Consider the following 19,548-nt stretch of genomic DNA (forward strand, 5'->3'; position numbering starts at 1 on the left):
TGTTTTAGAACCTCAGGTAGTGGGGGGTGTAGATACGTTTGAAGGAGTAGCCGAGGACGTTGACCCCGTTGACCTGACGGCGCACGGTGTCGCCCAGCCCGGGGCCATGGCCGGCAATCACCGCATGGGCGTTGTCCACCGGAGCCAGGATGTAATCGGTGAGGGTGCGGCCCTGTTGCAGGCTGCGGATCATCAGGAAGCCGTCTTCCAGGGCGATGCTGACGCCGTTCAAGGGGGCGTTGGCTTCGTCATCGTTGAGGGCGTGATAGGTGCCGACCATGGCCAGCCAGTTGTCGGGCAGGGGCACCGGGTCGATCCGTTCCCCCATGGCCAGTAGCTGGCCGTGGCGCTTGGCGGTAAACACCCGGTTGCCCTGAACGTTCATGACGTCCAGTTGCACCCGTCCCAGGTCGCCCAGGTCCTGCTGCCACAGGCCGAGGATTTTCTTCTGCGCCCGCAGCCAGCCGTGTTCGTCGCGCAGCAACTCGAAGCGCGTGCCGGCCAGTTCGCCAAACAGCCGCTGGTCCTGGTCCTTGATGCGCAGCACGCCCCAGGTCGTGGCATAGAACCCCGCCAGATGCTGGCGGTCGGCGGCTTCCGGCACCCGGCGCCGCGGGCTGGGCTGGTCGGAGCCGTTCTGGTCTGAGCCCTTCTGGTCAGTGCGACTCTGGACGGAGCTACTCGGTACGGAGCCATTCGGGACGGAGCCATCCTGGCCGGAATCGTGCTGAACGCAGCCCTGCTGAACAGGGCCGGCTTGCATCCCTTCGGGGGCGCCATGGGCCTGCTGCAGCATGCGCAGAATCTGCGGCACCAACGGCTGGGCCAGGGCTGCGCCAGAGCCGGAATTGCTCATCACGATCACCGCCAGTTGCTGCTCCGGGAGCACGCTGATCCGGGCGTGGAAATCATCGCCGGAGCCACTGCGCTGCCAAGTGCCAATCCCCGGGTTGACCCACTCGTCGCCACAGGGCGAGAGGAACCAGCCCAGGCCCACCTGACAATCGAAATCCAGCGGGTTGCCGCTGTTCTGCGGACGCACCATCTCCTTGATCGAGGCCGGTGAGAGCAACGCCTGGTGCTTGTAGCTGCCCTGGGCGAAGAGCATGCGCACGAAGTGGCTCAGGTCCCGTGGATTGCTCCACAAGCCAGCGGCGGACAGGTCGCGCACCAGGACATCATTGCTGCGGGAGCCGTCGGTATAGCCTTGGGTGCGGTAGGGTTGTGCGCCGCTGCCGCCTATGAAACTCGACTGGCTCATGCCCAGCGGGCGCAGCAGGCTTTTTTGCAATTGCATCTCGAAATCCAGGCCGCTGCTGCGTTCCACCGCCGCGCCCAGCAGGGCGTAGCCCAGGTTGGAGGGGGCGGTCCGGGTGCCCGGGGCATTGTTCAGCCAGACCCCGCTGACCTTTCTCGGCAGCTCGTTGAGGGCCTGGGGCGTACGTGAGTCGCGCAGGTACTCGGCGGGCATCCCGGCCTGATGGCTGAGCAGACGGCGCACGGTCACGGCCTGGTCGGCGGCGTTCTGGTCCTGGTGAAAGCGCGAGCGGACGTAGAATTCCTTGAGGCTGTCCTGCAGGGGCGCATCCAACTGCAGGCGTCCCTGTTCCACCAGTTGCATGACCGCCGTAGCGGTCAGCAACTGCGACAGGGCGCCGGCGCGAAACGCGGTGTTCTCGGTCACTTGCAGGCCCCGTGCCTGGTCGGCAAACCCGAAGCCCCGGGCCCAGATCAGCTCCTGGCCGTCCACCAGGGCGATGGACAGCCCCGGGACCCGGTGCTCGGCCATCTCCCGGGGGATGTACTGCTTCAAGTAGCTGATGATGCTGGCGTAGTCGCCGGGCGCTATGACCGGCGGCGCAGGTGGTTGGCCATTGCAGCCGAGGCTGCTCAGCAGGATGCCCAGCAGTGGCAGGCCGAGAAGTTTGGGGGACATGCAGCACCCGACCGGAAATTCGATGAGCGGATGCTAGGGAAGGGCGTCTGAGGAGTCTTTGGCAGCTTTGTCTGGAAACTGTCAAAGAGTGTTAAGCGAAGGTGGCCGCGCCTCGGACCGAGGCGCGGCTTGGGCGGGTTACAGCTCCAGGCTGTGGATCACCTGGGTGGCATCGTCGGGGTCGATGGCGCTGCGCATACCGAGGGTCTTCGCCAGGCGGCGCATGCTGTAGTTGGCGGCGCTGTCCACCGAATACAGCTGCTGGAAGCCATTGGTACGGGCTTCGTCGATCAGATGCTGCATCATCAGGGCACCGAGGCCCTTGCCTTGCCATTGATCGGCGATGGTCACGGCAAACTCGCAGCGCCAGGGCTGGTCGTCGACCTGGGCATAGCGGCTGATGCCGACTTCCCGCAGTTCGCCGTTGTCGTGGACCAGGGCCACGTAGGCCACCCGTTGCGGGGTGCCGACGTCCATCAGCTGATCCAGCAACTGATCGCCGACTTCCTTGACCTCACCGAGAAAGCGCTGGTGCCGGGTGACGGGGGAGAGGTTTTCGATAAAGGCCTTTTCCCGGCCCCGGTCTTCAGGGCGCAGCGGGCGGATCAGCACGTGGCTGCCGTCGCTCAGGGCGTCGATCCAGTATTGGCCTTGCTGGGCCGGAAATGGCGGTTGGGCGAGGACATCGAGGGCGCTGCTGGACATGATCAAGTCTCCGGGGAAGCAAAGGGCAGGTGATTGCCACAAGCTTTACTCCGCCGGCGCCCCGGGCGCTTGATCAGCATCAATGTCCGCTGCTGTCGCGCCTCGGCTGGCGATCACCGGTCATGGCCCCATCCGGTGCCTATCAGGTTGACGGGCAGCTGGTCGACGCGCCAGTGCTGCAACGGGCCCGGCGTCTGCTGGCCCTGGCCTGAATCGGCCGGGTTAGTATGGCCGTAGCATTTTTTGCCGAGATCCGGAGCCACCGCCCATGAGTACCCTGGAACGCGCCATCGCCATTGCTGCCCGGGCCCATGCCGGGCAAGTCGACAAGGGCGGTGCGCCCTATATCCTCCATCCCCTGCGGGTCATGCTGCGTGTGTCCGACCCCCGGGAACAGCTGGTCGCGGTGCTCCACGACGTCATCGAAGACAGTCCGGTGACCCTGGAACAACTGCGTGGCGAAGGTTTCAGTGAAGAGGTGCTGCAGGCCCTGGCGGCGCTGACCAAGGTCGAGGGTGAGGACTATCCGGGGTTTATCCGCCGCGCTGCACAGAATCCTTTGGCGCGGCGGGTAAAGCGGGCGGACCTGGCGGAGAACAGTGACCTGTCACGCATCCCCGAACCCAGCGAGGATGACCGGCGGCGCCTGGAGAAGTACCGCCAGGCCATCCAATACCTCGACAGCCTGGACCGGCCTTGAGCCGCTAGCCCAGGGCCAGCGGCGCCGGGGCGTTCAGTTGCTGTAGTTGGAAAGGGCGACTTCGGTGTTGCGCGCCGGTGGCTTGCTGCCCCGGGTGCGCCAGTGTTCGATCAGGGCGCGACCATGGGCCAGCCCGGCTTGCAGGGCGGCTTCGGTGCTGGCGTAGTCGTTGCCGTAGGGCGGGCAGGCAAAGTGCACGGAAAAGCACGGGTGCTGGCCATGGCCGGTGAGCCGCCCGACGTAGCTGAAGCTGGCGCCGGATTGATGTGCATAGAGGCTCGGCGAACTCGGCTCACGAATGATCATCACGTAGATGTCGTGGTCGAATTGAGTGTCTTGATACCAACTGCTAGAAGACTCCATGGTCCACCTCCTTGTCCGTAAAGCGGCGCGATGTTGCTGCGTCAGCGGGTTGTTCAGTGCAGTTCACGCCCGGGGGGCGTCCAGCAGGCCGGCGGGATGAGCGAACACCCCGGCAGGCAGCAGTTTTTCCAGGGCCCGGGCGGCCCGCAGGACCCGTTCGTCATGGCCGAAGCGGGCGACGATCTGCAGGCCTATGGGCAGGCCGGCGGCGCTCAGGCCGCAGGGCATGCTCAGCGCCGGTTGGCGGCTGAAATTGAACGGGAAGGTGGTGGGCTGCCACATGGCGCTGATCTGCTCCGGCCAGTCGGGCGGCATCTGGCGCTCCACGGCGAAGGGCTCGACCACCGCAGTGGGGGTCAGCAGCAGGTCGTAGTCGCCGAGAAAGTCATGCAGTTTTTGTGCGACCCGATGCCGCTCCTGCACCGCGCAGGCGTAATCCAGGGCATTGAGCTGGCGTGCGCGGACCTGGGCCTGCTGGAGGAAGTCGCCGACCAGGTGCTGGCGCTCCGGCGGGATTTCCTCGGCCATGGCGCTGGCCACTTCCACCGGCCAGGCCCGCAGGTAATTCGCGGCCGGCTGGCCGATGTCCGGCGAGGCCTGGACCACGGTTGCCCCGGCCTGCTGCAGCAACTGGGCAGCGGCCAGGCAACGGGCGGCAATCTGCGGATCGACATGGGCGGCATGGCCCAGGTCGGCGCTGAAGGCGATGCGCAGGCCGCTGATGCCGTCCTCGATGCCGGACAGGAACTGGCCGGGGGCATGGGGCCAGGCGAAAGGTTCATCAGGCTCATGGGCGCTCATCAGCTCCATCAGCAGGGCGATATCCCGTACATGCCGGGCAATCGGGCCTTCGGCGGCCATGCCCCCCGGGTCGATGCTCGGGCAGGCGGACACCAGGCCATGGCTGGGCTTGAAACCGATCACCCCACAAAAGCTCGACGGGGTGCGGATCGATCCGGCGGCATCATTGCCGGTGGCCGCCGGGGCGTAACCGGCGGCCACGCCTGCGGTGCTGCCGCCACTGCTGCCACCGGCATGCAGGGCCAGGTTCCAGGGGTTGCGGGTGATGCCGGTCAGCGGGCTGTCAGTCAGGGGCGTGCTGCCCAGTTCCGGCAGGGTGGTCTTGCCAATGAAGATCGCCCCGGCCTCGCGCAACCGCGCCACCAGGCTGGTGTCGCGGGTCATGGGTGGGCGGTCGGCCAGTGCCCTGGAGCCGCTGCGGGTGTGCCAGCCCTGGATGTCGCTGTTGTCCTTGACCAGGATCGGGATGCCGTCCAGCCGGCCCAGCGGTTGCCCGGCGGCCCAGCGCGCGGTAGCCGCCTGGGCGGCGACGAGGGCTGCTTCGTCCTGGCGCTCGCAGAGGGCATTGAGTTGCGGCTCATGGCGTTCAATCCGGGCCAGTACGGCGTGCAGCAGATCGACCGGGGTGAACTGCCGGGCGGCAAAGCCGTGCAGCAATGCCTCGATGGACAGCAGGTGCAGGGCCGGTGTGCTGGACGGGGATAACGACATGGGCAGCTCTTCTATCAAGGCCGTGGGGTGCCGGTGGCGGGCCAACGGGCAAGGGCTGCGGACGCGCCGCTGGTGGCGGCCCGCAAACCCTTGAGGGTCAAAAACTCAGCGGCCACTGGTGACCTTGACCCAGGTCCGGGTCCGGGTGCGTTCGGCCTTGGCCGGCAGCGGTGCCAGGGGGTACAGGCGGGTCATGGTCTCGGCGCTGGGGAACAGGTCCGGGTTGTCCAGCAGCGTCTGCTGGATGAACGGTTTGGAGTCGGTCACGCCATTGGGGTAGCCGACGTAGTTGCTGATGGAGGCGATGACTTTCGGTTCCATCAGGTAATTGAGAAAGGCGTGGGCGGTGTCTACGTGCTTGGCGCCGGCGGGAACGGCCACGGTGTCGATCCACACCAGGGTGCCTTCCTTGGGAATGCGCATTTCAATGTGCACGCCGTTCTTGGCTTCGTTGGCGCGGTTGGCCGCCTGCAGGAAGCCGCCGGAGTAGCCCACGGCCACGCAGATGTTGCCGTTGGCGATATCGCCCATCCACTTGGCGCTGTGGAAGTAGCGCACATAGGGACGCAGCTTGAGCAGCAGGGCCTCGGCCTTGCGGTAGTCCTCGGGGTTCTGGCTGTTGGGGTCCAGGCCCAGGTAGTGCAGGGCCAGGGGCAGCATCTCGGCGGGCGAGTCGAGGAAGGTGACGCCGCACTGGCTGAGCTTCTTCAGGTTCTCTTCCTTGAACACCAGGTCCCAGCTGTTGACCGGCGCATCGGTGCCCAGCAGTTCCTGGACCTTGTCGCGGTTGTAGCCGATCAGGTTGGTGCCCCACATGTAGGGGATCACGTAGCGGTTGCCCGGGTCGCTCTGCTCCAGCAGCTTCATCACTGCCGGGTCGAGGTTCTTCCAGTTCGGCAGTTGGCCACGGTCCAGGGGCTGGAAGGCGCCGGCGCTGATCTGCTTGCTGACGAAACCGCTGGAAGGCACCACCACGTCATAGCCGCTGTTGCCGGTCAGCAGTTTGGCTTCCAGCACTTCATTGCTTTCGAAGATGTCGTACTTGACCTTGATCCCGCTCTGGGCCTGGAAGTCCTTGATGGTGTTGGGAGCGATGTACTCCGACCAGTTGAAGATGTTCACCGTGCGCTCGGGGGCGGCGTGGGCGCTGAAGCTGGCGCTCAGGGCCAGGGCGCTCAGGGAGCAGCTCAGGGCCAGGCGGGTGAGGGCGGTATGCAGCGATTTCATGCGACAACTCCATGTCTGAAATGAGCGGGACCTTCCGGGTGGATCATTCTTGGCCGGATAGATCCCTGAGAGAATGTTGGCAACGGTCAATAGGGGATATTTAGCGTCAATCTTCAGCGCAGTCCGAGAGCGGTCCGAGCTGGCCGGCCAACTGCCGGAAGCGCCCGGGAGCAACGCCGCTCCAGCGTTGGAAGGCATGGCGGAAACTTGCGGTTTCCTTGAAGCCCAGGGCTTCGGCGATGCGGTAGATGGGCAGGCTGTGCTGGCCCAGCAACTGTTGTGCGCGGGCATAGCGCAGCTCGTCCAGCAGTTGCTGATAGCTGGTGTCCTGGGCCCGCAGGCGCCGGCGCAGGGTGCTGGGGGAACAGTGCACCTGGCGCGCCAGGCTGTCGAAGTCCGGCACTGCGTGCAGCTGTTCATTGAGGATGCGCCGCACCTGATCGATCCAGGTCGGCCGGGCGCTGAGTTCCTCGTTGAGGCGGATGCAGCGTTGCAGCATGTCGTTCTGGGTGACCAGGTCCGCCAGGGGCAGGCGCCGGTCCAGCCATTCCAGGTCGAAGCCGATGGCATTGCGCCCGGCGTTGAACTGCACCGGGCAGTTGAAGGCCTGCTCGTAGCTGTCCAGGTAGGGTTGCGGGCCGTGCATCAGTTGCACCTGGCGCAACGGCAGGGAGCAGCCCAGCAGGTCCTGGCAGGTGACCCGGTAGGACGACATGCAGAAGTCGGTGTTGAACACCTCAAGCTCGGTCTCGCTGTACTGGTCGGCGGTGAGCCAGGCCAGGCCGTCGCGGACCTCCAGGTCGAGGCGGAAGAAGGTGCCCAGCAGCAAGGGGTAGCGCAGCGCCAGGGACCAGCCTTCGCGCAGGGTGGCGCTGGTCAGCAGGGTCAGGCCGAACATGCCGTAGGCGCTGATATGCAGGTTGCGTCCCAGCACCAGCCCCAGGTCCTGGCGAAATTTCACGGCGTTGCTGAACACCCGCATTTCCTGGCTGATGTTGATCAGGCTGTTGGGCAGGTCCAGGTCGGCCAGCTGGATGCCACTGCCTTCGAGCAGCACCTCGGGCGATACATCGCTGTCGCGAAAGGCGTCCAGCACCGCTTGAGTGGTGTGCAGGGTAGTCAGGCGAAGAGCGGCCATCGGCGATCTCAGATTGATAGCGGGAGGCGTGACTTTAGGGGTTACGCGCGCGCGGTTCAATTGCCCACTTGCCGGCGCTGGCGCGCCGGCGAAGGCATCGGCCTGGCCCACGCCAACGCCTGCGTCGGCCATATCCGCGGCGGCCTGGCGTTTGCCGCGGTACTGGCCTGCATGCTGTTCGCCGCGTTGTCCGGTTCGTCGCCGGCCACGGTGGGCTCGATTGCCGTGGCGGGTACCGCGACATGGCGCTGCGCGACTGCGCCAAGGTGCTGCTGGAGTCGGGCCGACTGTCGATCATGCTGATGATCCTGATGACCTACGTCCCGCTGATCTCTCTGGCCTTGCCCAACTGGTTGCACTGGCTGTCTGTAGCCGCTGCCGCAGGCTGCGAACGACTGCGAAGCAGGCGCCGCTCTTGAGGTCCCTGAAGCCCCTTCGGGGCTTTTCGCAGCCTGCGGCAGCGGCTACAGGGTTACGGTTGGCCGGGCGGTACGCGCCACAGGTACCAGGCGGCGGTGGTGCGCCAGGGGCTCCAGCCCTGGCCGATCTGGCGCAGCTGGCGGGGGCTGGGCGGTTGCTCCAGGCCCTTGAGGCGGCGGTAGCCTTCGCGTACGCCAAAGTCGTCCACCGGCAAGATGTCCTCGCGCTCAAGGCTGTAGATCAACAGCATCTCCACGGTCCAGCGGCCGATCCCGGGCAGTTGGGTCAGGCGCTCTATCAGCTGTTCGTCATCCAGGCCGCGGGCGCTGGCGGCATCGGGGACGCGGCCGTCGAGGGTGGCCTGGGCGATGCCGTGCAGGGTTGCCACCTTGCGTGCGGAGAAGCCGCAGCCGCGCAGGCGCTCCAGGCTGGCATCGGCCAGTTGCCGGGGCGTGGGGAAGGCCTGCCCGGGAAACAAAGCGCGCAGGCGGCCGAGTATCGCGTCGCCGGCGCGGGCATGCAGTTGCTGGTAGGCCACCGCGCGCACCAGCGCCTGATAAGGCTCGCGCTCCGGGCGGGGCTGGTGCAGGCAGGGGCCGACGGCGGCGATCAGCGCGGCCCAGTCGGCATCCAGTGCGGCAAGAAAACGAGTGGCGGGGCAGGTGGGCATTGGCGATCCGGAACACGTGGCGGGGCGAGCGGCAGATTAGCCCGCCGCCCCAAGGCTTGCACCCCGTCTCTTGCGCTGGAACTCGCTGCCCGGGCCTTGCACCCGGGCGCAGGGTTTTCAGTCCTTGGCCGCCGGGAGGTAGAGCCGCTCCAGCACGTAGTGCAGGGAAGCCGCCAGGGTTTGGCCATGGCTGAGTTTTTCGAAGCTGTGGTAGTCCAGGGCCAGCCCCGGCACCTGAGCCAGTTGCGCCTGCAACTGGCGGGCGCGCTGGTCGGCCTCGGGCCCCGCTGGCTGACGCGGGTTGCCCGGTTCGGCGCCGCCACGCATCAGCAACAGTTGTGCACGCTGGCCGTGAAGGCGCCCGGCCAGGCCCTGGGCCTGAGTCAGGATCAGGCCGTCGCCCCACCACAGCGAAGGACTCGCGGCGGCGTAGTGGCGAAACTCCTGGGGCCGGGCGAACAGCGCTTGCAGCACCAGCAAGCCGCCATAGGAATGGCCCCACAGGGTCTGCTGCGCCGGGTCGATCGGCGCCTGCGCCGCCACGGCCGGGCGCATGCGTTCGCGCAACAACTGCAGGAAGGCCTCGGCGCCGCCGCTGGGCTGCCCGGTCAGTGGGTCTTGCTGTGCTTCAAGGCCCGGTTGCTGCGGGGTGTAGTCATAGGTGCGGGCGTTGCGTTCGATGCGCAGCGGGGTCTGGTAACCCACCGCCACCAGCAGCGGCGCCGGGCCTTGGTCCAGACGCTTGAGCTGCTCGGGGTCCAGAGCGCCGATGGCGGCATTGCCATCGAGCATCCACAGCACCGGGTACCCCTGTGGCGGCGGTGCCTGCAGCGGCTGGCCGATCCACAGCTGGTAGTGGCGCTGGCCGTCGGCGGAATCCAGTTGCAGGCTGCTGAAGCGGTAGGGCAGGTCCTGGCGCTGTAGCAGGCTGCGGTCCATGGGCTGGTCCGGGGCGGGGGCGGCCAGGGCCGTTCCCGCAAGGCCCCAGGCCAGGGCCAGGGGCAGAACAAAACGTCTCATCAGGCGTTCTCGGCGGGGGCTGGGCGATGGCATCAGAACGATGCGCTCAGGCTGGTGTACAGGGTGCGCCCGGGCTCGTTGTAGGTGGCGGCGCCGGCCCCGGCGATGTTGTTCACGCCCTGGGCATTGCCTTCACGGAACAGGCGTTTGTCGAACAGGTTGTCGACCCCGGCGGTGATGCTCAGGTGACGGGTCAGGGCGTAGGTGCCGCTGACCCCGGCAATGGCGTAGGGCGCCAGTTGCTGGGTGGCGCTGCCGGTGACTCGGTCGCCGTGGTAGTCGTATTTCTTCGGCGTCTGCTGGCCGTACCAGGCCACGCTTGCCTGCAACGACAGGTCCTGGGTGGCCTGCCAGTCGAGCATCGAGTTGAGGGTGTAGCGCGGGGTCACCGAGAGGTAGTCGCCGGTTTGCTTGTTCTTCGATTGCAGCATGTAGGTGAAGTTGTTGTTCCAGGTCAGCTGGCTGGCCAGGGGTATGGTCAGGGTGCCTTCCAGGCCTTCCACCAGGGCCTTGGGCACGTTCTCCCACTGGTAGATCGCCGCGTTGCGGTAAGCGCCGCTGCCGCCGCTGGCTCGGCTCACTGGCGCCAGGCCGGATTCCACCTTGTTCTTGTAGTCGTTGCGGAAGTAGGTCAGGCCGGCGACCCAGCCGTCGGCCTTGTACTCCAGGCCCAGTTCCTTGTTGACGCTGGTTTCTGCTTTGAGCTTGTCGTTGCCCTGCAGGTAGCAGCTGGTGCTCTGGCCATAGCAGCCCTGGCCGCGGCTGTAGAGCAGGTAGTCGGCGTTGAGCTGGTACAGGTTCGGCGCCTTGTAGGCCCGGGCGATGCCGGCCTTGAGGGTCAGGGTGTCGCTCAGGGCATGGGACAGGTTGAGGGACGGGCTCCAGTTGTCGCCCACGATGTTGTGGTGGTCGAAGCGCAGGCCTGGGGTGAGCATGGTGCCCGGGCGCAGTTCGATGTTGTCTTCGGCGAACAGCGAGAAGATCTGCGCGCTGGACTGGGTGCTGCGGTTGCTTGAGCTCAGGCCGCCCACGGCGCCGCCTTCGCTGGTGCTCTGGGTGTTGGCGCTGGGGTCGTCGAGCTTCTGCTGGGACCATTCGCTGCCCAGGGTCAGGGTCTGCTCGAAACCTGAGTGCAGCGGCAGGTTGACTTCGCCATGGGCGGTCAGGTCGCGCAGCACCGCAGTGTAGAACTCGCTGTTGCTGAAGATGCCCTCGGTGCCGCCGGCCAGGCCTTCGTTGATCCGCGTGTTGCGGGTCTTCTCGTATTGCAGGTAGGCCATGGAGCTGCCGAAGTCCCAATCGCCGCGATGGGTCAGGGCGTAGGTTTCGCGGTAGCTGCGGTTGGTCTCGTGGCCCAGCAGGTTCTGCACATTCTTGTTGCTGTTGGTGTTCTGGGTATCGCCGGTGTAGATATTGCCCTGGCGGCTGAAGCCGGCTTCGAAGTCCAGGCTCTGGTCCGGGGTCATGCGCCAGCTCAACAGGCCGTTGAGGTCCTTGTTGCGTACGCCTTCGCGGCCAGCGGGAAGGGTGCCGACCTGGTTGCCGGTGCGCAGGGATTCATGGCCGGCGTTGATGTTGGCGTCGTCGGAGTCGGTCTTGGCCACGTTGCCGTAGACCCGGTAGCTCAAGATGTCGGTGAGCGGGCCGTTGAGGCCGAAGCTGGCGCGCTGGGTGGCGCCTTCGTCCTTGTGGGTCGGGAACGAGCTGTAGATCGTGGCATTGCCGTGGGTCTGGATGCCGGCCTGCTTGGTGATGATGTTGATCACCCCGCCAGCGGCACCGTTGCCGTAGCGGGCCGCCGCCGGGCCGCGGATCACTTCGATGCGTTCGACCTGATCGGCCGGCACCCAGTTAGTGTCGCCGCGGCTGTCGCGCTCGCCGCGCCAGCCGTAGCGCACCGAGTTGCGGCTGCCCACCGGCTTGCCGTCCACCAGGATCAGGGTGTTTTCCGGGCCCATGCCGCGGATGTCGATCTGCCGGTTGTTGCCGCGCTGGCCGCTGGTGGAGTTACCGGTGAGGTTGACCCCGGGCATGGTGCGGATGATCTGCGACAGGTCGTTGGCCGGCGGGCGCTTCTGGATGTCCTCGGCGGTGATCACCGAGACCCCCGGTGCCTGCTTGGTTTCTTCCTTGGCGGTGGCGATGACGCTCTGGGGTTCCAGCTCCAGGACCGGTGGGGTCGAGCCTGCATTGGCGGCCTGCACCGCGTGGCTGAGCAGGCAGCAGCCGGACAGCAGGAAGGGGGCGAAAGGACGCAGCGAGCGCATGGACATCGGTGATCTCCGGACAGAGGCAGAAACAGAAGATCACGAATGATAATGACTGCTATTTGCGAGTAAAGCGCATTAACTTTCTAAACACTTCCAGGTCGTGGGTCTAGGCGGCAGGCAGCAGCAGGTGCATGCACAACCCGGGGTGACTGTTGCTGGCCCAGATCCGCCCCTGATGCAGTTCCACGGCGCGCCGGGCGATGGCCAGACCCAGGCCGAAACCGTCTCCCTGGGCCGAGTCCAGGCGCTGGTAGGGCTGGAAGATCCGTTGCAGGTCCTGCTCGGCGACGCCCGGTCCCTGGTCTTCCAGGCACAGGTGCCAATAGGCACCTTCGCGCCAGCCGCGCAGGCTCACCCGGCCGTCGGCGGGTGAGTGGCGGATGGCATTGCGTAGCAGGTTTTCCAGGGCCTGGGCGATGCTGTCCAGGTGCACCTGGACCCGGCACTCGGCGTCCAGCAGGCAGGGCAGGCGCTCGGCGTCCCAGGCGCTTTCGAAGCAGGCGTCCTCGCGCAGCGCCTCCCAGATCGACAGCACCTGCACCGCTTCGGTGGGCAGTTGCGGACGTTCGGTGTCGAGCCAGGCAAGGTCCAGGGTGTCTTCCAGCAGGCGCTGCATGTCGGCGATCTCCCGGTCCAGGCGCTGGCGCAACTGCTCCGGCGGCAAAGGGCTGTCGTGGGCGATGCGCAACCGCGCCAGGGGCGTACGCAGCTCATGGGACAAGGTGCGCAACAACAGGCGCTGCTGGGCCAGGCTCTGGCGCAGGCGCTCGGCCATGTGCTCGAAGGCCAGGGCCAGCTCCCCCAGTTCGTCGTGGCGGTTCACCAGGGGCGTGCCCAGCCCCTGGCTGTCCAGGTCGTCGGCGCGCAAGGCATCGGCGCGGTCGCGCAGGCGGTTCAGTGGCAGCACCAGATGGCGATAGAGCAACAGGCCGAGCAGGGCGGCGAGCAGGGTCGGCACCACGCCATGGCTGAAGAGGTGGGTCCAGGGCGTCAGGCCGCTGGGCAGCAGGCGCTCGGGCAGTTGCAGCACCAGCCGGCCTTGTTCCGGGTGCTCGGGGAATTCGATGCTGACGTAGGGCAACTCGTCCTGCAGGCGCCGGCTCATGGGCCAGTCGAGCTTGCGCATGAAGGTCAGGTGGCTGGCGTCCTCGGCGCTCAGCGGCGTGCTGCCCAGGCGTTGCAGGCGTTCGCCGAGCACCGCGACCCAGGTGTCTTCCTCGGCCGCCAGGCGTTTTTCAAAGGCATCCACCGCCGCTGCGCCGCCCTGCTGCCAGGCGGCCTCGGCCTGCTGCGCATAGCGGGCCAGGTACTGGCGGTCGGCGGGGTCGAGAAAATAGGTGCTGCGCTCGGCCGACAGGCCCCAGGTCCAGATGATCCAGGTCAGCAGCAGGCAGAAGCCGATCTGCAGCCCGGCCAGTTTCCACAGCAGGGGATGACGGCGCATCAGTGACGTTGCGCCTCCACCAGGATGTAGCCGGCACCGCGCACCGCCTGGATCTGCAGGTGCTGCACCCCAAGGTCGGCGAGTTTGCGCCGCAGGTTGCACACGTGCACATCCAGTCCGCGATCCAGGCGCGTATAGATGCGGTGCAGTACTTGCTGATAGAGAAAGGGCTTGCTCAGGGTTTCTCCGGGGTGCTCGCGCAGGGTCACCAGCAACCGGTATTCCGAGCCGGTCAGGCCCGCGGCGCGGCCCTGGTGCAGCACATCCTGGGCCTGGTCGTCGAAGCTCAGGTCCGGGTCCTGGCGTGTGGCCTGCTGCTGTTGCACCCGGGCCATGCGCCGCAGCAGGGCGTCGGCGCGGGCGTCCAGTTCGGCCAGGCTGAAGGGCTTGGGCAGGTAGTCGTCGGCGCCCCGGGTGAAGCCGGTGATGCGGTCCTGCTCGGCCCCCAGGGCCGACATCAGCATCACAGGCGTGTCTTGCTCCTGGCGCAGGGTTTCCAGCAGGGCCAGGCCGTCCAGGCCCGGCAGCATGATGTCCAGCAGCACCAGATCGAAGCGGCCGGCGCGCACCGCTGCCAGGCCCTGGCGGCCGTCGGTGCAGGTGGTCACGGCAAAGCCGCGCTGGCGCAAATGCCGGTCCAGATCGTCGCGCAGTCGGGCGTCGTCTTCCACGAGGAGCAGGTTGGGGGGCATGGGGGAGAGCACTTGAATGGAGGTCTCTAATGAGAATGTTTTACATTTGCGAATATTGCAGCAATGCCCCTGGCTGTGCAATTGCCACGATGGGTTGACAGGATTGAGTCGTTGATCGACTAAAAGTTGAATATTCAACAAGCTGTTGATATTTTTCCCGGCCACTTTCCTTGGTAACCGCCCATGAACCCGCCTTGCGATGCCCTTCTTGCCGAGCGCCAACTGGTCCTGCAGGTGCTGCGCAGCACCTTGCAGATGCTCGCCAGCGTGGTTGGCCAGCATGTGGAAATCGTCCTGCATGACCTGGACCGCCCGGAATCGTCGATCGTCGCCATCGCCAACGGCCATGTCACCGGGCGCCGGGTGGGCGACCCGGTGCTGGGCGGGCCGCGCCAGGACCTGGGATTTGCCGCGGTGTTGAGTGCCCTGCAAGACCGCTCGGCGAGCACCCCGCTGGTGCTGGAAAACTACCCGACCCTGGCCCCCGACGGCCGTGAGCTGCGCAGCTCCACGGTGATCTTTCGCGACCGCAGCGGGCAGCCCTTCGCCAGCCTGTGCAGCAACAGCGACCTGAGCGGCATCGCCGCCGCCCACGCCTGCCTGGGCCAGTTGCTGGGCCTGGGCAGCGCGCCTGCGCCGCGCCACGATGAAACCCGCGACATGGAGCAGTTGCTGGCCCAGATCATCCAGGGTGCCTGCCCGGCAAACGCGACGCGCATGAGCAAGCAGCACAAGCTCGACGCCGTGCGCCAGATGCAGGAGCGCGGGGTGTTCATCGTCAAGGGCGGGATCGAGAAGGCCGCCGCGGCCCTGGGGGTGACCCGCTACACCATCTACAACTACCTGGAACAGATCCGCGCCGAAGGCGCCGAGGAATGACCGCGATGCAACTCGATATCTTTCAAGTGGATGCCTTTACCTCCCACGTCTTTGGTGGCAACCCGGCAGCGGTGTGCCCCCTGGAGGCCTGGTTGCCGGATGAGCTCCTGCAGCGCATCGCCCTGGAGAACAACCTGTCGGAAACCGCTTATTTCGTGCCCCGGGGCGAAGTCTTCGAGCTGCGCTGGTTCACCCCCACGGTGGAAGTCGACCTGTGCGGGCACGCCACCCTGGCGGCGGCCTGGGTGCTGTTCGAGCAGTTGGGCGAGCGCCGCGACGTGCTGCGTTTTGCCACCCGCAGCGGCGAGTTGCGGGTGAGCCGCGAGGGCGGCCTGCTGTCCATGGATTTTCCCGCCAAGCAGCCCGAGGCCGTGGCGATTCCTCCGGCCCTGCTGCAAGCCCTGGGGTTGCCAGCGGCCGAGGCCCTGTACCGCACCGACGATTACCTGCTGGTGGTGGACGACGAACGTCTGGTGGAATCGCTCAAGCCGGATTTCGCCGCACTGGCGGCCTTTGATGTGCGCGGCATTGCCGTGACGGCGCCGTCCCGGGAATTCGATTTCGTCTCGCGCTGGTTCGGCCCGCGGGTCGGAGTCAATGAAGACCCGGTCACCGGCTCCGCCCATACCTCCCTGGCGCCTTACTGGGCCGCGCGCCTGGGCAAGCGTCAGTTGCGGGCGCAACAGGGCGGGGCGCGCAAGGGCCAGCTGGAGTGTCAGGTGCTGGATAACGGGCGGGTGATCATCAGCGGCTACGGCGCCTTGTACCTCAAGGGCAGCCTCTTCCTCTGAAGCAGCGGTGGCTTTAACGAGCCGGCCTGATACCCGCCGGCGGATTTGTCCGGGCGCCGCCTGTGGGAGTAGAGTCGCGCCCTTCAGACCGGCCAGGCCATGATCAGCTCGGCTTCTCCGGTATTGGGGTCAATGCCGTTGCCGATCACCTGGAATCCCTGCTGGCGGTAGAAGCCGATGCTCGGCAGGTTGGCGGCATACACCGCCAGTTCCAGGCGTGAGCGCCGCTCGCGGGCATCGGCCAGCAGCTGTTTGCCCACGCCCTGGCCCTGGTGCTGCACACTGACGAAAATCGCTGCCAGCTGATCCTCATGCAGGCAGTAGAAACCCAGGAGCTGGCCGTCGCGTTCGGCCACTCGGGTCTGGGCATGGGGAATGTAGAGGTTGCGCATGTCCTCGACCTTGGCGCGCCAGAAATCGGGGTCGACAAAGTGGTGGGCCTGGATCGAGGCGTCCAGCCAGAGCGCCAGCAACGCTTGCAGATCGCTGCTTTGAAAGTCCCTGATCAGCATGTTTGGGGGCCTGCCTGTTTGAAATGTGCGCCGCACGCTACCCAGGTGGCGGCGGTCTGTCCAATGGTTGAGAGTCAAGGAAGTATTCGATGCTGGAAAGCAACCGCACCATCACCCTCTCGGGGGAGCAGGCCCTGCAAGCCCTGGCGGAACTGGAGTTCGTCTTGATCTCGCTGCACAAGATGGGCGCCTACTACAGGGATAAACCCGTGGCCGACTACCAGCGTGCCACCACCGATTTCATCGATAACCAGCAGGTCACCCAGCGCCTGGCACAGGTGCGCAGGATTCTCAGCGAGCCCTTCGACCACACCCTGGGGGAGGACGACATGGACGACATCGAGCGTCATGTGCAAGGGCTCGAACTGTGGCGCCCCGAGTAACCGCGCTGTCATTACCTGTCGTTTTTCAAGGAACCTGCCATGTCCCGCATCAGCCTCGCCACGGCGACCCCCACCACCAGCCTGGCGCTGGTCAAGTTTCTCCATCAACGCCTGGGCCTGTCCCTGAGCGTTGCCCAGGGCTATCTGCGCCGTGGCGCCGAGGGTTTCTTCTACAGCGCCAAGCTGTTTCACAACGACCATGTAGAGCGCGAGCAGGAACTGCGCGACATCCTCGCCTTCTTCAACAACGCCCAGGTGCCGCTGCTGATTGTCGAAAGCGACCCCGATGAGGAGTGGAACGGGGTTGCGCCCGAACCGTTGCAGGACTGCGCGATGCCCCAGGAGCACTTGTTCAATCTGCTCCAGGCCTATGAAGAGGATTATCAATAAGGCCCGGGAGCGGGCCTGTAGCCCCCAACTGAATGCGAGGTTTTCCTAAAGTTCTGGGCCCTGGGGTCGAGACGTTGGTGCTGTTCGTTGATCAATAAGGATATTTCGTGTTCAAAACCCTCCTCAGGGCCGCCGCCCTTATCGCCACCCTGGCGCTGACCGGCTGTGTCTCCTATAGCGTCACCGGCCCGCTGGGCGCGCCGCTGCATCCCGCGCCCATCAGCAGCCCGCGCACTGCGCAAATTGCCGATGTGCAGGTCACCGCTCCCGGTATCGACGAAGCCACACGCACCGCCATCAGTCGTTCCCTCACAGCCCAGCTGACCCCCTACGTCAAGAGTGCCGGCTACTTCCGTCAGCTCAGCGAATTCCCCACCCGCCTGGGCGAGGAGGACGTAGTGCTGAAGTTCAACATGACCTCCCTCAAGGGCCACCGCGCGCCTCACCCGGGCTACCTGCCTGGAGCCTTGCTGACCCTGACCGTATGGATCTGGGTCAACGGGCCGATCTACGTCGATAGCTTCGACCTGGCCGGCGAGCTGTCGATCGTCGACCGCAACGGCCAGGAACTGGCCAGTGCCAAGGAGCAGCTCAAGTTCGAACGCAACGTCGGCCTGTACGGCCGTGAGTACTGGGCCCCGACCCAGGGCGCCAGGCAACTGAATGAACTGGTTGCCAAATTGCTCGACAACGCCAGCGCCCGGTTGGCACAACGCTAAGATCAAGGAGAGACACATGTTGGTTTCCATCAAGCACCTCCTGGTGCTCGGCGCAGTGCTGCTGAGCGGCTGCGTGTCCTACTCGCAACACGAACTGACAGCCGTCGGCACCTGGCCGCCGGCGGCACAGACCACCGAGCAAAAGCCCAGCGCCTTTGTGCGCACCACCGCCATGTACCAGGTCAACGGCGGCCCGGCCAATGCCGCCGCCGGCGCTCCGGCAGCCGCCTGGGAAACCGTGGTGGCCGACGCCTACCGCCAGTCCGGGCGCTTTGCCCGGGTCAGCACCGACAAGGTCGAATCGGACCTGTATGCCGAAGCCACCCTGTACAACAACGAACAGTTCAGCATGGCCTCGGCCATCATCACCGGCGCCACCTTCTTTGTGATTCCGTCCACGGCGAAGAACACCTTCACCCTGGAGACGGTGTTCAAGGACAAGGACGGCAAGGAGCTGGGGCGGATTCGCAAGAGCGAGTCGGTGCGCACCTGGATGCAGTTGCTGCTGATCGTCGCCATTCCTTTCCAGGCGGACACCCGCGACGTGGTCCAGCAACTGGCCCGCAGCACCCTGGATGAAGCGGTGCAGCGCAAATTGCTGTAAGCCTCGCGCCGCTGGCAGGACGCAAACAAAAACGCCGCGGGCTCTGATCGGAGCCCGCGGCGTTTTTTTTCGGATGCGGTTTACTTCAGCGCTGCGCCAACCAGTAGGCATGCAACTGCCGCGCGGCAGGTTCGATGGCCGCGATCTGCTGGCGATGCTGCTCCAGGTCCAGGTCGGCGGGCAGTTCGAAGTTGTCCTGTTCGGCGCAGTCGATGATCAACTGCAGCGCCTGGACCTGCGGCGCCGGCATCTCCGGCCAGTTGCCCACGGCCACCCCGCGCAGGTAGCCGAAACACCATTCTTCGGCCAGCAGCAGGTTCTGGCCCTGGTGCTCGGTCTGTTCGAAGCGCGCCTTGAACGCTTGCGGGGCCTGGGTCAATTGCGCGGCCAGGGTGTTGATGTGGCGCACGCACAGGTCGATGAACTGCCGGCATTGCTCCGGGGTTTCCCAGGCCGGGTTTTCGCCGCCCCAGATGCCCGGGAACCATTCGGCGATATCGACTTGAGTCGGGCCCGACACCAGCGCGGTGAAGTAGCCGTCCAGCTCGCAAGGGTTGAGCACCGAGTGGTCGTCGCCGTACTGGAGCAGGGTGTCTTCGATCAGCTCGAAGTCGGCGGCGTTCAGTGGGGTGTTTTGCATGAGGGGAGTCCTGGAAAAAGCAGCGGCAAGTTTCCAGCTTTGAGCCACAAGCCGCAAGCCTGCTGCTTGTGGCTGAAACTTGCCGTCAGGTATCGCGCAGCAAGTCCTGGGCATCGAGCAGGCGGTAGGCGATTTCCGGGCGGTTCTCCATGGCTCGGCGGATGGCGGCGGGAATCGACTGTCGGGTCTTGCGGCACAGGCCGGGGTGCTCGGCCAGGGCGATCGTGATACCGCGCATGCTGCGCACTTCGTTGTCGCTGGGGGTGATCTCCACACGGACCCCCAGTTGCTGGTAGATCCGTCGCTGCATGTGCTCCAGGTCCGCCAGGTCCTTGAGATTTTCCAGGCGTTCGAGCAGGCGCTTTTCCTCCTGGCGCGTCAGATTGAGGATGCGCAGGTCGGCTCCGGGGGTGTCCAGCAACTGCTCGCGCTCGCAGATGCAGGCGCCGGGCGGACAGGGTTGGCGAAGGGCGATGCTGGTGTTCATGGGAAAACATCATAGCGAGCCGGACGCGGCACGCAGAGAAAAATGT

21 protein-coding genes and 1 pseudogene are annotated in these 19,548 nt (G+C 65.9%); 8 read left to right on the forward strand and 14 right to left on the reverse strand.

The window, feature by feature from the left end; all coding sequences use genetic code 11:
- Positions 1-4 precede the first annotated feature (4 nt).
- Both PFZ56_RS19015 and PFZ56_RS19020 read right to left on the reverse strand, forming a co-directional pair.
- Positions 5-1,936 carry a serine hydrolase domain-containing protein gene (locus PFZ56_RS19015; protein WP_394304411.1) on the reverse strand — a complete coding sequence of 644 codons (1,932 nt, stop codon included), beginning with the start codon at positions 1,934-1,936 and terminating at the stop codon, positions 5-7.
- 138 nt (positions 1,937-2,074) lie between these two features.
- Entirely contained in the window at positions 2,075-2,641 is a 567-nt protein-coding gene (locus tag PFZ56_RS19020; RefSeq protein ID WP_170003252.1) for a GNAT family N-acetyltransferase, read from the reverse strand.
- Between the two features lie 268 nt (positions 2,642-2,909).
- On the opposite strand from PFZ56_RS19020, the gene PFZ56_RS19025 reads away from it, so the two are divergent.
- Entirely contained in the window at positions 2,910-3,341 is a 432-nt protein-coding gene (locus PFZ56_RS19025; RefSeq protein WP_170003250.1) for an HD domain-containing protein, read from the forward strand.
- A gap of 33 nt (positions 3,342-3,374) precedes the next feature.
- Here the strand turns inward: PFZ56_RS19025 and PFZ56_RS19030 are convergent, their stop codons facing one another.
- The 4 genes from PFZ56_RS19030 to PFZ56_RS19045 all read right to left on the reverse strand — a co-directional run bounded on the left by PFZ56_RS19030 (position 3,375) and on the right by PFZ56_RS19045 (position 7,581).
- Positions 3,375-3,704, reverse strand: coding sequence for a hypothetical protein (locus PFZ56_RS19030; protein WP_102879722.1), 330 nt, complete (start codon positions 3,702-3,704; stop codon positions 3,375-3,377).
- A gap of 63 nt (positions 3,705-3,767) precedes the next feature.
- Positions 3,768-5,216 carry an amidase gene (locus PFZ56_RS19035; RefSeq protein WP_394304412.1) on the reverse strand — a complete coding sequence of 483 codons (1,449 nt, stop codon included), beginning with the start codon at positions 5,214-5,216 and terminating at the stop codon, positions 3,768-3,770.
- Between the two features lie 105 nt (positions 5,217-5,321).
- Positions 5,322-6,443 (reverse strand): polyamine ABC transporter substrate-binding protein, encoded by a 1,122-nt coding sequence (locus tag PFZ56_RS19040; RefSeq protein ID WP_102879720.1) that lies wholly within the window; start codon positions 6,441-6,443, stop codon positions 5,322-5,324.
- Positions 6,444-6,549: 106 nt separating this feature from the next.
- Complete coding sequence (locus tag PFZ56_RS19045) at positions 6,550-7,581, reverse strand: AraC family transcriptional regulator (RefSeq protein ID WP_170004227.1); 1,032 nt, start codon at positions 7,579-7,581, stop codon at positions 6,550-6,552.
- 111 nt (positions 7,582-7,692) lie between these two features.
- Between PFZ56_RS19045 and PFZ56_RS19050 the strand changes: the two are divergent.
- Positions 7,693-7,815 (forward strand): annotated as a pseudogene (locus tag PFZ56_RS19050) (TRAP transporter large permease subunit); the annotation flags it as partial.
- Positions 7,816-8,053: 238 nt separating this feature from the next.
- Here the strand turns inward: PFZ56_RS19050 and PFZ56_RS19055 are convergent.
- From PFZ56_RS19055 to PFZ56_RS19075, 5 genes are all read right to left on the reverse strand, one after another.
- Positions 8,054-8,671, reverse strand: coding sequence for a DNA-3-methyladenine glycosylase (locus tag PFZ56_RS19055; protein ID WP_170004229.1), 618 nt, complete (start codon positions 8,669-8,671; stop codon positions 8,054-8,056).
- Between the two features lie 117 nt (positions 8,672-8,788).
- Positions 8,789-9,691: an alpha/beta hydrolase gene (locus PFZ56_RS19060; protein ID WP_170004231.1), complete on the reverse strand. Its 903-nt coding sequence runs from the start codon at positions 9,689-9,691 to the stop codon at positions 8,789-8,791.
- A 32-nt stretch (positions 9,692-9,723) separates the two neighbouring features.
- Positions 9,724-11,964: a TonB-dependent siderophore receptor gene (locus PFZ56_RS19065; protein WP_170004234.1), complete on the reverse strand. Its 2,241-nt coding sequence runs from the start codon at positions 11,962-11,964 to the stop codon at positions 9,724-9,726.
- Between the two features lie 103 nt (positions 11,965-12,067).
- Positions 12,068-13,405 (reverse strand): sensor histidine kinase, encoded by a 1,338-nt coding sequence (locus PFZ56_RS19070; RefSeq protein ID WP_170004236.1) that lies wholly within the window; start codon positions 13,403-13,405, stop codon positions 12,068-12,070.
- The gene (locus tag PFZ56_RS19075) at positions 13,405-14,097 is read right to left on the reverse strand and encodes a response regulator transcription factor (protein WP_110596999.1); all 693 of its coding nucleotides are present in this window, start codon (positions 14,095-14,097) and stop codon (positions 13,405-13,407) included. The genes PFZ56_RS19070 and PFZ56_RS19075 overlap by 1 nt, the downstream gene beginning before the upstream one ends.
- A 183-nt stretch (positions 14,098-14,280) precedes the next feature.
- Here PFZ56_RS19075 and PFZ56_RS19080 point away from each other — a divergent pair, with 183 nt between their 5' ends.
- Positions 14,281-14,976 carry a transcriptional regulator gene (locus PFZ56_RS19080; protein WP_170004238.1) on the forward strand — a complete coding sequence of 232 codons (696 nt, stop codon included), beginning with the start codon at positions 14,281-14,283 and terminating at the stop codon, positions 14,974-14,976.
- 5 nt (positions 14,977-14,981) lie between these two features.
- Positions 14,982-15,767, forward strand: coding sequence for a PhzF family phenazine biosynthesis protein (locus PFZ56_RS19085; protein WP_170004288.1), 786 nt, complete (start codon positions 14,982-14,984; stop codon positions 15,765-15,767).
- A gap of 83 nt (positions 15,768-15,850) precedes the next feature.
- On the opposite strand, the gene PFZ56_RS19090 is transcribed toward PFZ56_RS19085, so the two are convergent.
- Positions 15,851-16,279, reverse strand: a complete 429-nt coding sequence (locus tag PFZ56_RS19090; protein WP_170004240.1) for an N-acetyltransferase — start codon at positions 16,277-16,279, stop codon at positions 15,851-15,853.
- An 89-nt stretch (positions 16,280-16,368) separates the two neighbouring features.
- Here PFZ56_RS19090 and PFZ56_RS19095 point away from each other — a divergent pair, with 89 nt between their 5' ends.
- From PFZ56_RS19095 to PFZ56_RS19110, 4 genes are all read left to right on the forward strand, one after another.
- Entirely contained in the window at positions 16,369-16,662 is a 294-nt protein-coding gene (locus tag PFZ56_RS19095) for a hypothetical protein (RefSeq protein WP_110597000.1), read from the forward strand.
- Positions 16,663-16,701: 39 nt separating this feature from the next.
- Entirely contained in the window at positions 16,702-17,052 is a 351-nt protein-coding gene (locus tag PFZ56_RS19100) for a hypothetical protein (protein WP_102879710.1), read from the forward strand.
- Positions 17,053-17,159: 107 nt separating this feature from the next.
- Entirely contained in the window at positions 17,160-17,771 is a 612-nt protein-coding gene (locus PFZ56_RS19105) for a hypothetical protein (RefSeq protein WP_170004242.1), read from the forward strand.
- Positions 17,772-17,787: 16 nt separating this feature from the next.
- Positions 17,788-18,375, forward strand: a complete 588-nt coding sequence (locus tag PFZ56_RS19110) for a hypothetical protein (RefSeq protein ID WP_170004244.1) — start codon at positions 17,788-17,790, stop codon at positions 18,373-18,375.
- A gap of 85 nt (positions 18,376-18,460) precedes the next feature.
- Here PFZ56_RS19110 and PFZ56_RS19115 read toward each other — a convergent pair whose 3' ends face one another.
- Both PFZ56_RS19115 and PFZ56_RS19120 read right to left on the reverse strand, forming a co-directional pair.
- A complete protein-coding gene (locus PFZ56_RS19115; protein WP_170004246.1) occupies positions 18,461-19,015 on the reverse strand; it encodes a UPF0149 family protein in 555 nt (184 codons plus the stop codon).
- Positions 19,016-19,100: 85 nt separating this feature from the next.
- Entirely contained in the window at positions 19,101-19,502 is a 402-nt protein-coding gene (locus tag PFZ56_RS19120) for a hypothetical protein (protein ID WP_102879706.1), read from the reverse strand.
- Positions 19,503-19,548 lie beyond the last annotated feature (46 nt).

The sequence above is a fragment of the Pseudomonas danubii genome (genome assembly GCF_042980055.1).
Taxonomy (GTDB): Bacteria; Pseudomonadota; Gammaproteobacteria; order Pseudomonadales; family Pseudomonadaceae; genus Aquipseudomonas; species Aquipseudomonas danubii.

Bases quoted from the DNA above. Each gene is read 5' to 3' on its own strand.
- PFZ56_RS19015 (WP_394304411.1), bottom strand. From the start codon at position 1,936: ATGTCCCCCAAACTTCTCGGCCTGCCACTGCTGGGCATCCTGCTGAGC.
- PFZ56_RS19020 (WP_170003252.1), bottom strand. From the start codon at position 2,641: ATGTCCAGCAGCGCCCTCGATGTCCTCGCCCAACCGCCATTTCCGGCC.
- PFZ56_RS19025 (WP_170003250.1), top strand. From the start codon at position 2,910: ATGAGTACCCTGGAACGCGCCATCGCCATTGCTGCCCGGGCCCATGCC.
- PFZ56_RS19030 (WP_102879722.1), bottom strand. From the start codon at position 3,704: ATGGAGTCTTCTAGCAGTTGGTATCAAGACACTCAATTCGACCACGAC.
- PFZ56_RS19035 (WP_394304412.1), bottom strand. From the start codon at position 5,216: ATGTCGTTATCCCCGTCCAGCACACCGGCCCTGCACCTGCTGTCCATC.
- PFZ56_RS19040 (WP_102879720.1), bottom strand. From the start codon at position 6,443: ATGAAATCGCTGCATACCGCCCTCACCCGCCTGGCCCTGAGCTGCTCC.
- PFZ56_RS19045 (WP_170004227.1), bottom strand. From the start codon at position 7,581: ATGGCCGCTCTTCGCCTGACTACCCTGCACACCACTCAAGCGGTGCTG.
- PFZ56_RS19055 (WP_170004229.1), bottom strand. From the start codon at position 8,671: ATGCCCACCTGCCCCGCCACTCGTTTTCTTGCCGCACTGGATGCCGAC.
- PFZ56_RS19060 (WP_170004231.1), bottom strand. From the start codon at position 9,691: ATGAGACGTTTTGTTCTGCCCCTGGCCCTGGCCTGGGGCCTTGCGGGA.
- PFZ56_RS19065 (WP_170004234.1), bottom strand. From the start codon at position 11,964: ATGTCCATGCGCTCGCTGCGTCCTTTCGCCCCCTTCCTGCTGTCCGGC.
- PFZ56_RS19070 (WP_170004236.1), bottom strand. From the start codon at position 13,405: ATGCGCCGTCATCCCCTGCTGTGGAAACTGGCCGGGCTGCAGATCGGC.
- PFZ56_RS19075 (WP_110596999.1), bottom strand. From the start codon at position 14,097: ATGCCCCCCAACCTGCTCCTCGTGGAAGACGACGCCCGACTGCGCGAC.
- PFZ56_RS19080 (WP_170004238.1), top strand. From the start codon at position 14,281: ATGAACCCGCCTTGCGATGCCCTTCTTGCCGAGCGCCAACTGGTCCTG.
- PFZ56_RS19085 (WP_170004288.1), top strand. From the start codon at position 14,982: ATGCAACTCGATATCTTTCAAGTGGATGCCTTTACCTCCCACGTCTTT.
- PFZ56_RS19090 (WP_170004240.1), bottom strand. From the start codon at position 16,279: ATGCTGATCAGGGACTTTCAAAGCAGCGATCTGCAAGCGTTGCTGGCG.
- PFZ56_RS19095 (WP_110597000.1), top strand. From the start codon at position 16,369: ATGCTGGAAAGCAACCGCACCATCACCCTCTCGGGGGAGCAGGCCCTG.
- PFZ56_RS19100 (WP_102879710.1), top strand. From the start codon at position 16,702: ATGTCCCGCATCAGCCTCGCCACGGCGACCCCCACCACCAGCCTGGCG.
- PFZ56_RS19110 (WP_170004244.1), top strand. From the start codon at position 17,788: ATGTTGGTTTCCATCAAGCACCTCCTGGTGCTCGGCGCAGTGCTGCTG.
- PFZ56_RS19115 (WP_170004246.1), bottom strand. From the start codon at position 19,015: ATGCAAAACACCCCACTGAACGCCGCCGACTTCGAGCTGATCGAAGAC.
- PFZ56_RS19120 (WP_102879706.1), bottom strand. From the start codon at position 19,502: ATGAACACCAGCATCGCCCTTCGCCAACCCTGTCCGCCCGGCGCCTGC.